General features: G+C 61.7%; 13 protein-coding genes. 3 read left to right on the forward strand and 10 right to left on the reverse strand.

The annotated features are described in order from the left end of the window. Positions 1-32 precede the first annotated feature (32 nt). The gene (locus H5P29_RS19440; RefSeq protein ID WP_185910138.1) at positions 33-1220 is read right to left on the reverse strand and encodes an integrase core domain-containing protein; all 1188 of its coding nucleotides are present in this window, start codon (positions 1218-1220) and stop codon (positions 33-35) included. Positions 1221-1409: 189 nt separating this feature from the next. Further along, the gene (locus H5P29_RS19445; protein WP_154387039.1) at positions 1410-1802 is read right to left on the reverse strand and encodes a hypothetical protein; all 393 of its coding nucleotides are present in this window, start codon (positions 1800-1802) and stop codon (positions 1410-1412) included. Positions 1803-1988: 186 nt separating this feature from the next. Between H5P29_RS19445 and H5P29_RS19450 the strand changes: the two genes are divergently transcribed. After that, positions 1989-2495, forward strand: a complete 507-nt coding sequence (locus H5P29_RS19450; protein ID WP_067966576.1) for a BA14K family protein — start codon at positions 1989-1991, stop codon at positions 2493-2495. Positions 2496-2534: 39 nt separating this feature from the next. On the opposite strand, the gene H5P29_RS19455 is transcribed toward H5P29_RS19450, so the two are convergent. After that, positions 2535-3308, reverse strand: coding sequence for a DeoR/GlpR family DNA-binding transcription regulator (locus tag H5P29_RS19455; RefSeq protein ID WP_067962218.1), 774 nt, complete (start codon positions 3306-3308; stop codon positions 2535-2537). A gap of 362 nt (positions 3309-3670) precedes the next feature. On the opposite strand from H5P29_RS19455, the gene H5P29_RS19460 reads away from it, so the two are divergent. After that, positions 3671-4327 carry a TerC family protein gene (locus tag H5P29_RS19460; RefSeq protein WP_154387040.1) on the forward strand — a complete coding sequence of 219 codons (657 nt, stop codon included), beginning with the start codon at positions 3671-3673 and terminating at the stop codon, positions 4325-4327. Positions 4328-4394: 67 nt separating this feature from the next. On the opposite strand, the gene H5P29_RS19465 is transcribed toward H5P29_RS19460, so the two are convergent. The 6 genes from H5P29_RS19465 to H5P29_RS19490 form a co-directional block, all read right to left on the reverse strand. Beyond that, positions 4395-5807, reverse strand: coding sequence for a pyridoxal-dependent decarboxylase (locus H5P29_RS19465; RefSeq protein WP_154387041.1), 1413 nt, complete (start codon positions 5805-5807; stop codon positions 4395-4397). A gap of 46 nt (positions 5808-5853) precedes the next feature. After that, positions 5854-6585 (reverse strand): proteasome-type protease, encoded by a 732-nt coding sequence (locus tag H5P29_RS19470; RefSeq protein ID WP_067962223.1) that lies wholly within the window; start codon positions 6583-6585, stop codon positions 5854-5856. Positions 6586-6619: 34 nt separating this feature from the next. Then, positions 6620-7414 carry a transglutaminase family protein gene (locus tag H5P29_RS19475; protein ID WP_067966579.1) on the reverse strand — a complete coding sequence of 265 codons (795 nt, stop codon included), beginning with the start codon at positions 7412-7414 and terminating at the stop codon, positions 6620-6622. A gap of 12 nt (positions 7415-7426) precedes the next feature. Further along, positions 7427-8368 carry an alpha-E domain-containing protein gene (locus H5P29_RS19480; RefSeq protein WP_067962227.1) on the reverse strand — a complete coding sequence of 314 codons (942 nt, stop codon included), beginning with the start codon at positions 8366-8368 and terminating at the stop codon, positions 7427-7429. 17 nt (positions 8369-8385) lie between these two features. Continuing rightward, positions 8386-9798 carry a circularly permuted type 2 ATP-grasp protein gene (locus H5P29_RS19485; RefSeq protein WP_182575833.1) on the reverse strand — a complete coding sequence of 471 codons (1413 nt, stop codon included), beginning with the start codon at positions 9796-9798 and terminating at the stop codon, positions 8386-8388. A gap of 153 nt (positions 9799-9951) precedes the next feature. After that, positions 9952-10188 carry an Lrp/AsnC family transcriptional regulator gene (locus H5P29_RS19490; RefSeq protein WP_067966581.1) on the reverse strand — a complete coding sequence of 79 codons (237 nt, stop codon included), beginning with the start codon at positions 10186-10188 and terminating at the stop codon, positions 9952-9954. A 268-nt stretch (positions 10189-10456) separates the two neighbouring features. On the opposite strand from H5P29_RS19490, the gene H5P29_RS19495 reads away from it, so the two are divergent. Further along, positions 10457-10867 carry a DUF4864 domain-containing protein gene (locus H5P29_RS19495; protein ID WP_154387043.1) on the forward strand — a complete coding sequence of 137 codons (411 nt, stop codon included), beginning with the start codon at positions 10457-10459 and terminating at the stop codon, positions 10865-10867. Here H5P29_RS19495 and H5P29_RS19500 read toward each other — a convergent pair whose 3' ends face one another. After that, positions 10868-12490, reverse strand: coding sequence for an ABC-F family ATP-binding cassette domain-containing protein (locus H5P29_RS19500; protein ID WP_154387044.1), 1623 nt, complete (start codon positions 12488-12490; stop codon positions 10868-10870). Positions 12491-12543: the final 53 nt, after the last annotated feature.

The raw sequence follows: 12543 nt of genomic DNA on the forward strand, positions 1-12543 counted from the left end.
TACAGCCCGAAGACATAGGTAACAGTTTGTACCTAAGACATGGGTGACAACCTCGTGCCGAACGGGTTGTCGATGGTCTGCAGGGTCCTCTGTTCGAGGTCGATATAGCCAAGATCATAGTGCATGAAGGAGACGAGCCAAATGGCGTCGTCGACTTCAGTGATTCCGAGCCTCTGGCCGGCGAGCACGGTCGAGATATTGATCTTCTTGCGGTGCATGCAGATGCGGCCACAGGCGGTGACGAGGATGTCGCGGTCATGGAAGGGGTAATGCAGGTCTGGCAGCCCCTCATAGGCTCTTGAAGAGGGCTTATAGAGTTCGTCCGGCACCTTCATGCCGATCGCTTGGTGCGGTCGTTCGGCATTGAATTCGCTGACGAATGCATCGAACCTGGCCTGCTGCTGTAGAATGTTCATGCCCGGCGGCCGGGTCGTCTCCTGCTTGAGGGTCCGGTGCATACGCTCATGCCTGCCGTTCTGCTGCGGGTTGCCGGGTTTGATGCGCTCGATGTCGATGCCCAGCCGCAGCCAGAAGACCGAGAGCCTGGACAGATTGTAGAGCCCGTTGGGAGAGGCGAAGGGCAGCCCGTTGTCGCTTCTGATCGCCGCCGGCAGACCGCGCTGCTTGAACAACCTCACGAAGGCTTCGACGACGGGCACCTCCCGCGTTGATTCGAGGGCTTCGCACAGAAGGATCATGCGCGAGGCCTGGTCAGTCACCGTCAAAGGGTAACAGTACTGGCGATTGCCGAGCCTGAACTCGCCCTTGAAATCGACACACCACAGATCGTTGGGGCAGCATGCCGCCGACAGCGGCGTGCCCTCGGCCTTGCAGCGCCGCCTCTGACGGGCGCGCGTGACAAGGCCGTGGCGGTCGAGCACGGCATGGACCGTGCTCGTCGACGGCAGCCGAACGTCGCCGGCCAGCTTGCGCACCAGAAGCTCACGGATCTTCCTGGCGCCCCGGTGCGGCTTGTCCTTCTTGGCCTTCACAATCGCCTGCTCGATCTGACAGGGCAGTTGGTTGGCATAGCGGACCGGCCGCCGTGACCGGTCGGTCAGCGCCTCCAGGCCGTCGTCCTTGTAGCGGTTGAGGATCTTGTAGCCGGTCTTGCGGGAAATCCCGAACTCTCGGCACACATCACTCATGCCCTCGCCATCCAGAAGCCGCGCAACAAAACGAAGACGTTCCTCCATCACCGAACTCTCCTTCCACGGCATCAACACCTCCGGCCAAAAGCCAAAAGTGTTACCCATGTGTCCGGTACGAAACGTCACCTATGTCTCGGGTCGCTCAAACCCTTACAGATCAAGGTCTTCAGCGTTGTCGGCTTCCGTGAACGGAAACGGAACGAGGGATAAAAGGGAGAAGTGTGGAGAAACTTTTCTCGCACGGCGTTTCCGGCTTGTTCATGCGGAAACGGGTTCAGCGAATGTTGAGTGCTTCTTGTTGAGTACGTCCCGGATGCTAGCCTCGTTGAACGAGGCGCCGAGGAAGTCGAAAAGACCGCGCAGTGCTGACGCGTTACGGGCGTAGTCATCGTAGTGAACGTGGAAGACGTCAGAAGCACCTTCCGACACAAACTCCCGCAACATGACGTCAGCATCGGTGAACTGTTCGGACGCCATGCCCATGCCAGTGCGGGTAGCGCTGGCTATCGTGTTGTCCAAACTTCTCATGTTCACGATGAACGCCGGATGACGAAAAATCGGCGAGCAAAATCGATCGTTCGCCGGAATGCCTCGTGTTCCATGACTGCGTACCGGATTTCCTTGAAACCGATCACGCTTGCGCCACGACAAGGCGAAACATGCCTGCGGCCGCAGGTGGCATTGGCAGTTCGATGCGGAAAATGCTGTGACGCAGAAAGGTGAGCGCCCAGGGATTCGAACCTTGGATCTGCTGATTCCGTCTCGCCGCCCCAGGAACAATTGTCGTCTCCCGCCGTTATGCCCGTGAAGGAACATCCGCTTTACGAGGAAACGATCATGAACAAATTCATCTCAAGCGTCATGGCAACGGCCATCGCGGCTTCATTTGCGGTGCTGCCTGTGGCCGAGGCGATGGCGGCGCCGGCCTTCGTGCCCAAAGCTCCCCAGGCCGACACGGCTATCCAACAGGTCCAGTATGACGGCTACTGGAAAAAGCGCCGTGTGATGCGCAGCGACAGCGCCAGCCATTTCCGCGCACCGCGCAGCGGTTTCTATCGCGAACGTGGCGACGTGGTGTATTTCAATGGTCATCGCGGTTATCGCGACTACCGACCCGGCTATCGTCGCCACAACAATTTCTGGTTCCCGGCAGGCGCCTTCATAGCGGGTGCGATCATCGGCGGCGCCATCGCCAACCAGCCCCAGCCCCGCTACGTCCAGCCGAGCCGCTACGGCAATGCGCATGTCCAATGGTGTTATGACCGCTACCGGTCCTACCGGGCCTATGACAACACCTTCCAGCCCTATAACGGGCCGCGCCAGCAGTGTTATTCGCCTTACTAGGCACGCTGACGCTCAGGCGCGCTCACTCAGGACCCGCGCTCACGGCGCGGGTCTTTTCGTTTCGACGAGTTGCACGTCCGATTCCGCACAGATCTTGCGGATGCTGGGAATGTCGCAATGGTCGGTGATGAAGGTGTCCATTTGCGACAGATGCGCGATGCGCACCGGTGCGGTGCGCTCGAACTTGGTCTGGTCGGAGACAAGGATGACGTGGCGTGCGTTGGCGATGATTGCCTGCGCCACCTTGACTTCGCGGAAGTCGAAGTCGAGCAAAGCGCCATCATGGTCGATCGCCGAGGCGCCGATCACCGCATAATCGACCTTGAACTGGCGGATGAAGTCGACCGCCGCCTCGCCGACGATGCCACCGTCCGAGCCGCGCACCACACCACCGGCGATCACCACCTCCATGTCAGGGTAGACCCGCATCCTGTTGGCGACGTTGATGTTGTTGGTGATGACCATCAGCCCCTTATGGTCGAGCAGCGCCTTGCCGACGGCCTCCGTGGTGGTGCCGATATTGACGAACAAAGAGGCGTTGTCGGGAATGATGCGCGCCGCCGCCTGGCCGATCGCGTCCTTCTCGTCGGCGGCAATCTTGCGCCGCGCCTCATATTCGAGGTTCTCGATGCCAGAGGGGAATAGCGCCCCGCCATGGATGCGGCTCAACAGCCGCTGGTCGCAGAGATCGTTGAGATCCTTGCGGATCGTCTGCGGCGTCACCTGGAAATGGCTCGCCAGGTCGTCGACCAGCACGCGTCCGTTGTCCTTGGCCAGTTGGATGATCTCGGACTGGCGCGGCGACAGATACATGATGAGCGTTCCCTGAATTTCGTTTTGAGCAACGATAGGCCAGAACGAAAGCAGTGAAAAGGCACTTCGAAAGTCACATCGAAGCCGCATTGGTCGAATATCCGGCCTCCGCGGGATGTGGAACAAATGCGGTTTCGGCCTTGAAATCCGTGCAGCGATCGATTACCAACCTGCCACCCAGGCCGGGCCCCTCTGGCAGTCACCATGGCTGCGATGTCGGACTGGAGTTTCCAATCCGGCGGCCTGGCTCAACATGCATTCACCACTCAGCACGTCCTGATTCTTGCTCGACCGGAGCCATCCCGGTGCGGCATATCATGTCTGCAAGCCACGCCGCCCTTGCTGAAAGCAAAGGGTGCCATATGACAGAATTCTTTACCCCCGAGGCCCTGACCGCCCTCTTCCAGGTCATCATGATCGATCTGGTTCTGGCCGGTGACAATGCCATCGTCATCGGCCTCGCCGCCGCGGGCCTGCCCAAGGACCAGCGCGCCAAGGCGATCTTGGTCGGTATCATCGCCGCAACGGTGCTCCGTATCGGCTTTGCCGCTGCAACGACCCAGCTTCTCCAGATCGTCGGCCTGCTGCTCGCCGGTGGCGTGCTGCTTCTGTGGGTGTGCTGGAAGATGTGGCGTGAACTCCGCCACAGCCATGCCGAGGAAACCCAGGCCGTCGAAGCCTTGTCCGACCAGGATATCGACAAGGACGGCAAGGTCGCGGGTACCGCGCCGCGCAAGACCTTTGCCCAGGCCGCCTGGCAGATCCTCATCGCCGACGTCTCGATGTCTCTCGACAATGTGCTGGCCGTCGCCGGTGCCGCGCGCGACCATCCCAACGTTCTGATCTTCGGCCTGGTGCTGTCGATCGCGCTGATGGGCGTTGCCGCGAGCTTCATCGCCAACCTGCTGCAGAAGCACCGCTGGATCGCCTATGTCGGCCTGGTCATCATCCTCTATGTCGCCGGCGAGATGATCTATCGCGGCACGATCGAGGTGCTGCCCTACATCCAGAGCGCCTGACACATTGCCTGAACAATGAAGCCAGCCGGAACGTCCTGTTCCGGCTGGTCTTTGCTACGATTGACGCCTATCCCGCAGCCCGTGCGATCTCGACGATCACCTCGAAAGCCGTGTCGACATCGGCTTCCGTCGCCTCGAACTGCCCGGCCTGGAAGCGGATTACGGCGCGCCCGTCGAGCCGCGTCTGCGTCAGATAAATGCGTCCGTCGCGATTGATCGCCTCGACCAGCACCAGATTGTGGTCGTCGAGATCGTCAACGCCCGGCGGCGTATGGCGGAACGAAAACAGCGACAGCATCGGCTCGCTGGTGATCTCGAAATCGACCTCACGACCCAGCCGCTGCGCCAGCCCCTCGCTCCATCTGACATGATTGCGGATCATCCCGCGCAAGCCATCCAGCCCATGCGCACGCAGCAGAAACCACAATTTCAGCGCCCGGAAGCGTCGGCCGAGCGGCACCGACCATTCCGAATAATTGGTGATCCCGTCGCGGCCATGCGTCTTCAGGAACTCCGGCCGGATCGCCAGCGTGCGTACGAGGCTTTCGGGATCGCGGATGAACTGGATCGAACAGTCGAACTGCGCCCCCAGCCACTTATGCGGATTGAAGACAATGGAATCCACGCCCTCGACACCTGCCCAGAAATGGCGGAACTCCGGGCAGATCATCGCCGAGCCAGCCCAGGCGGCGTCGACATGAACGTAGAGGCCGTGGCGCCTGGCCACCTCCACGACCGCCGCCACGTCGTCAGTGCCGCCCACGCTGGTGCCGCCGACACAGGCAATGATGCCAGCCGGCAGCAGGCCATTGTTGCGGTCCTCGACGATTGCCGCATCCAGTCCCTCGGGCGACAAGGCACGAAAGCGCCCCTCGCTCGGAATGCGCACCAGATTGTCATCGCCAATGCCTGATATCCAGATGGCGCGATCGATCGACGTGTGCACGTGCTCCGAGCAGTAGACGCGGATCCGGGGCGCAGCCGACAGGCCCGACTTGTTGCCCTGCCAGTCGAGTGCGCGTTCGCGCATCGTCAGCACGGCGGCAAGCGTCGCCGACGAGGCCGAATCCTGGATCACACCGGTAAAGCTTTCAGGCAGACCGAGGGCCTGGCGCATCCAGTCGACGACGCGGGTCTCGAGTTCGGTCGCTGCGGGCGAGGTCTGCCACAGCATGCATTGCGCCGCCATTGCGCTCACCAGATACTCCGCCACCACAGACACCGGTGCCGCATTGGCCGGGAAATAGGCGAAAAAGCGCGGATGCTGCCAATGCGTCATGCCCGGCACGATCTTGGCCTCGAAGTCGGCGAAGATCTCGTCCATCGGCTCGGCGGCCTCAGGCGGGCTGGCGGCAATCGAGTTCAGCACCTGGCCCGGCTCGAGGCGCGGTCGCACCGGCAGGTCGCGCAGGCCGTCACGATAGTCGGCGCCCCATTCGGCGGCCTTCTGCGACCAATGGCGAAACGCCTCGCTATGCATGGCAATTCTCCCTCCCCATCAGCCTCAGGACCGGCCAGGCATTCGATTATTCGATGAAATCGGGCAAGCTCTGGAACGCGGCCTTCAAGGCATCCGACCAGCCTTCGGACACACTCCGGTAATAGGGATCGTCGGGGCCGATGCGCCTCTTCAGCCCGATCTTGAAACTGTCCTTCTCGTAGAACGCCAGATCGAGCGGCAGGCCGACCGACAGGTTCGATTTCAGCGTCGAATCGAACGACACCATCAAAAGCTTCACCGTTTCAGCAAAGCTCATTGCGCGGTCATAGGCGCGCACGATGATCGGCTTGCCATATTTGGTCTCGCCGATCTGGAAGAACGGCGTGTCGTCGCTGCATTCGACGAAATTGCCTTCGGGATAGATCATGAACAGTCGGGGTTCGCTGCCTTTGACCTGGCCGCCGAGAATGAAGGAGGCGTTGAAGGCAGCATCCGCTGTCTGGCCGGCCGGGGCCGATTGGGCGATCACTTCCTTGACCGTGTCGCCGACGATGCGTGCGATCTGGAACATCGAAGGCGCTTCGAGCAGCGTCGGCGCACGCTCGGCGGCAGCCTTGGTGCGCTCGTCGAGCAGGCTGACCACGGCCTGCGTGGTGGCCAGATTACCGGCCGACATCAAGACGACCGCGCGCTCGCCCGGTTGCTCCCAGATGCGCATCTTGCGAAAGGTAGAGATATTGTCGACCCCGGCATTGGTCCGCGTGTCCGACATGAACACCAGGCCACGGTCAATTTTCATGCCGACGCAATAGGTCATCGATTCCAGTTCCGGCGAATGTTCTTATGCCGGATTACTGCTCTACCGTGATGTGGACTGCAAGCCGTTCCTGCGCATGCCCGATCAGAATGCCGGCTATCGGCATCGCCTCGCGATAGTCGCGGCCGACAGCCACGCGCACATAGCGTTCGTCGGGCGACATGCCGTTGGCTGCATCGAAGCCGACCCAGCCGAGGTCGCTGACATAGGCCTCCGCCCAGGCGTGCGTGGCAACCTGGTCGACCCGGTCGTTCATCATCAGGTAGCCGCTGACATAGCGCGCGGGAAAACCAAGCAGCCGGGCCGAAGCGGCAAATACATGTGAGTGGTCCTGGCAGACGCCGGTCCCTTTCACCAGTGCTTCCTCGGCGGTCGTGCGCGAGTCCGTCGTGCCGGTGACATAAGCTATCCGCTGCTGGATGAGCGCCATCAACCCGTGCAGCCGCTGCAGATCGCCTCCATCGCCGACGCTTGCCGCCAGATCGCGGATCGCTGTGCCGGGCGCCGTCAGCGGCGTCTGGTGTTCGAACAGCCAGAGCGGCGCAAAACCGCGATGTGGTCCCGAAACACCAGCCGTATCGTTGGTCTCTATCTCGCCTTCAGCCACCACGCTGATCGTATGCGGATCTCCATCGATGGACAGAAGCCGCGTGTCGTTGCCGAACTGATCGAGGAAACGCACCTCCTCCCGCGCGCCTTCGATGTGCAGCGCCCAGGTCAGCATCGTCTGCGCCGGACCGCTCGCGGGCCACAGCCTGAGCCGCTGCAAGCCGTAGCGGATCGGCTCGTCATAGCTGTATTCGGTGCGGTGGCTGACCTTGAGCCGCATCATCCTATCCGATCAATAAAAGCCGAAATCCTGGGCGACCTGATCGCCCAGCCGGTTATTGTCCCTGATGAAGTCGGCCAGGAACTCGTGCAGACCGGTTTCGAAGATATCCTTGATTTCGGTGCCACGCAGACGGGCATAGATCCGCTCGGCGATCTCCTGCGCCGGATGCCGGGCGCCATAGTCCTCGCCGAGGAACTTCAGATGCTCGGCAAGGAAGCGATAGCTGAACGACAGCGAACGCGGCATGCGCGCATTGAGGATCAGATACTCGGCGATGTTGGTTGGCTTGTATTCGGCCTCGTAGACCCAGCGATAGGACCGGTGCGCCGCAACCGACCGCAAGATTGATTCCCACTGGTAGTTGTCGAGCGACGAGCCAACCCAGGAGACCGAGGGCAAAAGCACGTAATATTTGACATCGAGGATACGCGCGGTGTTGTCGGCGCGTTCCATGTAGGTGCCGAGCTGAGCGAAATCGAAGATCTCGTTGCGTAGCATCGTTCCATAGAACGAACCGCGGATCAGCGCGGTTTCACGCTTGATGGCGTCGAGCACGCCGGGCAATTCGCGCTGATCGATCGGAGACGCCAGCATGCGCTTCAGCGCCATCCACGCTTCGTTGATGCTCTCCCAGGTCTCCCGCGTCAAGGCCGTGCGCACCATGCGCGCATTGTTGCGCGCGGTCTCCATCGCCGCCACGGCACTCGACGGGTTCGACATGTCGCGCAACAGGAAATCGGCAACGTTTTCCGCCGTGTAGTCTGAGTGTTTCCCGGCAAAAGAGCTGGCAGCACCGGCGGAGAGCAGCACCGATTTCCATTCCTCGGAGGCATCCTGGCTGCGGGTCAGCGCGATGCGCAGGCCGGCATCGATCAGCCTCGCCATGTTCTCGGTCCGCTCGATATAGCGGTTCATCCAGTAGAGGCCGTTGGCGGTGCGTCCCAGAAGCATGAAAAATCAACGTCCCCCTAGTCGTCCAGAACCCAGGTATCCTTGGTCCCGCCACCTTGCGATGAATTCACCACCAACGACCCCTCCTTGAGGGCCACACGCGTCAACCCGCCCGGCACAATGCGGATACGGTCGGAGACCAGCACGAACGGCCTGAGGTCGACATGCCTGGGGGCAAGCCCCTTCTCGGTCAGGATCGGGCAGGTCGATAGCGATAGCGTCGGTTGGGCGATGTAGTTCGACGGCCGGGCCGCGAGCTTCTTGGAAAACTCCTCGCGCTCCTTCCTAGTAGCCGCAGGGCCGACCAGCATGCCGTAGCCGCCCGAGCCGTGCACTTCCTTGACCACCAGCTCGGCCAGATGCTCCTGGACATATTTCAGGCTGTTTGCTTCCGAGCAGCGCCACGTCGGGATGTTGCCGAGGATCGGCTTGCGGCCGGTGTAGAACTCGATGATCTCGGGCATGTAGGAATAGATCGCCTTGTCGTCGGCGATACCGGTGCCTGGCGCATTGGCAATCGTGATGTTGCCGGCGCGGTAGACGTCCATGATGCCGGGCACGCCGAGTGCCGAATCCGGCTTGAAGGTCAGCGGGTCGAGATAGGCGTCGTCGACGCGGCGGTAGAGCACGTCGATCTGCTTGTAGCCTTCGGTCGTGCGCATCGCGACATGGCCGTCGACGACGCGCAGATCCTGTCCCTCGACAAGCTGCACGCCCATCTGGTCGGCCAAAAACGCATGCTCGAAATAGGCCGAGTTGAAGCTGCCCGGCGTCAGCACGGCAATAGTCGGCGCACCGTTCACACCGTTCGGCTTCACCGCCGCCAGCGACTGCCTGAGCAGTTGCGGATAGTTCTCGACCGGATGCACCTTGATGCGCTGGAACAGCTCGGGAAAGAGCTGGAGCATCGTCTCGCGGTTCTCCAGCATGTAGGATACGCCCGAGGGCGTGCGCGCATTGTCCTCGAGCACGTAGAACTCGTTTTCGGCGATGCGTACAATGTCGACGCCGATGATGTGGGTGTAGACGCCCGCCGGCGGCCGAACCCCGATCATCTCCGGCAGGAAGGCCTCATTGGTGGCGATCAGCTCGCGTGGCACGCGCCCTGCCCTGAGGATCTCCTGGCGATGATAGATGTCGTCGAGAAAAGCGTTGAGCGCCTGAACGCGCTGCTCGATGCCCTGCGTCAGCCGGCGCCATTCATTGCCTGAAATGATGCGGGGGACGATGTCGAACGGGATCAGCCGTTCCGATGCTTCCTGCTCGCCATAGACGGCAAAGGTGATGCCGGTCTTGCGAAAAACGCGCTCGGCATCGCGCATTTTTTCAGTAAGTCGGGCGGGGTCCTGGTTTTTCAGCCAGCCGTCATAGGCCTCATAGGGTCTTCTCAAACCGGCTTCTGCCGGCAGCATTTCGTCGAACGCAACCAATGGCAAACTCCCCTCTTGGCCAGTGAAATGACCTCGGGAGAGAAAATCAAGCGCAATCGCCGGTTTTGGCGACAGCCGGCTTATTTATCGGAAAATTGCCCGTATTTTCGGCAGTATGCAGGCGATATGAGCAGATCCCTGCCCTTGTCCCGCTCAGAACGCGCGGAACGTCACCGTGGTGAAGGTATCCTTGATGTTGCCGATGGCATGGACTCGTTCGTTGACGAAGTGGCCGATGTCCTCTTCGTCATCGACGTAGAATTTGACCAGCAGGTCGTAGTTGCCGGCAGTCGAATAGATCTCCGAGGCGATTTCGGCGTCCGCCAATGCGCTCGCCACCTCATAGGCCTTGCCGAGCTCACATTTGATCTGCACGAAAAAGGTCTTCATCGCTTGGTCCGTTCCATCGTTGCCCGTCTTGTCGCAGAACGGACCATGCCTTTCAAGCGACAGCTGCGTTGTGACCACGGCAAAGAGATTTGATTACGGTGCGACGACTTTCCCGAACCTGCGAACGGAGCTGCAGCCTGTCCTCCCAACAGCACGGGAATGCCTGATGCGCAACCGGCTGATCTGATAAACTCCTTGCCGATGCAACCATTTTGCGCGGTCCAGCGTGTCTGCTGGCATCGCCCATGGTTGGCGACCGGAGAACCTCATGCGCCGCGCCGCCCTTTTTGCCTGCCTGCTCATTTCCCTCCCGGCCTATGCCGGTGAGGCCGAAATCAAGGCAGCACAAGACAGCATTTCGGGCCAGCTCCATGCCTTCCGCTCGGGCAACGACGCCACTGCCTACAGCTACGCCGCCCCCAATGTGAAGCGCATTTTCCCGACCCTCGACACTTTCATGAACATGGTCACGGGCGCGTACAAGCCAGTGCACAAGCCGCAGAGCTTCTCCTTTGGAAAATTCCAGGAAACGAGCCCGACATCGATCGTCCAGCAGGTGATCATCGTCGGTGCCGACGGAAAGGACTACGAAGCCGTCTACACGCTCGAACTCCAGCCCGACGGCGTCTGGCGCATCACCGGCGTCAGCCTGCGTGCCTCAAACTCGCTCAGCACCTGATCAGAGCCGCGACCGACGATCGCCCGAACGCATCCGGCTCCTGTCAGCCAAGTCGACCCGCCTGGTGATCCCGATCGCCTCGAGGAATGCCTGGTCGTGGCTGACCACCAGCAGCGCCCCGTCATAGCCGCGCAATCCGGCTTCCACGGCCTCGATGGCGTCGATGTCGAGATGATTGGTCGGCTCGTCGAGGATCAGCAACGCTGGCGGCGCCTTGCCGCCGAGCACGCAGGCCAGTCCAGCCCGCAGCAACTGGCCGCCGCTCAGGCTGCTCGCGACCTGCAACGCCGCATCTGCACGGAACATGAAGCGCGCCAGCGCCGCACGGCAGGCATTTTCGTCCGCCTCGGGATTGATGCGGCGGAAGTTGTCGCGGATCGAAGCCTTGGCGTCGAGCAAGCCGACCTGCTGGTCGAGCATGGCATAGGCGGTCAGTATGGAGACACTGCCCGCCCATGGCTCGAGTTCGCCCGAGATCGCCTTGAGCAGCGTTGTCTTGCCGCTGCCGTTGCCGCCCACCAGCGCGACACGCTCCGGCCCGGTCACAGCGAGGGAAAAGTCCGAAATGACCGACCTTCCCGGCTCGTAGCCAGCCGTCAGCCGATCAACGCGCAGCACCGACTTCGTGGGCGGCAGGCCCGTCGACGGCAATTTCAGCAAGATGGGCTGCAGCACCTCGATCCGCTCGCGGGCGGCGGCGGCATCTGCTTCCGCCTGGGCGCGCCGGCGCTCGGCCAGGCGGATGTTTTCGCCTGATGTGTTCTCGGCGCGGTTTTTCAGCCCGTTCATCAGGATGCGTGGCATGTCACCCTTGGCCGCTTTGCGTTTGCCGGCACCGTCCTTGCGTGCCTTGCGCTCGGCCGTCGCCTGGCCTTTCACGGCAACCTCCGACACACGTCGTTCAGCGTCGAGCAGATCGTGCTCGGCCGCGGCCAGTTCGATCGCCTTGCGCTCGCGATAATGGCTCCAGTTGCCGCCATGACGCGTCGCGCCCAGCGACGTCAGCTCGACTATGGCGTCCATGGTGTCGAGCAGCTCGCGGTCGTGGCTGACGACGATAGCCCCGGTGCGCCAGCCGGCCAGCAGGTCGATCACCGCCTTCCGGCCGTCACGATCGAGATTGTTGGTCGGCTCGTCGAGCAGGATGAAGTCGGGCTCGCCAAAGACCAGCGCGGCGAGCCCCGCACGCGTACGCTGGCCGCCCGACAGGGCATCGAGCGCCGTGGCAGGCTCCGCGCTCAACCCGACGCGGGCGAGTGCAGCCTCGATACGTGCCTCCAGCGTCCAGTCGGCATTGGTCAATTCCTCGACACTGGCAAGTCCGGCCCCAGCACGCCGCAGCAGGTCGAGCCCCTCAGATGCCCCGAACAGGTCGGCCACGGTTTCGCCTGGCGAGATCTGCGCCGCCTGGCGCAGCAGCCCTAGCGTGCCAGCGACGGATACATTGCCGGTCTCCGGTAGCAAGGAGCGCGATATCAGATGCAGAAGCGTCGACTTGCCAACGCCATTGCGTCCGACAAGCCCCGAACGGCCTGCTTCGAAGTTCAGCGATAGATTGGAAAAGAGCGTCCGGCCGTCAGGCGTGGACCAGGCAATATTCGACAGAGAGATTGATGCAGGCATGGAATTCCCCAATGGCAATGCGGTTCGGCGTTGCTGTCGGGCAAAAATCCATT

This window comes from Aminobacter sp. MDW-2 (genome assembly GCF_014250155.1).
Classification (GTDB): domain Bacteria; phylum Pseudomonadota; class Alphaproteobacteria; order Rhizobiales; family Rhizobiaceae; genus Aminobacter; species Aminobacter ciceronei.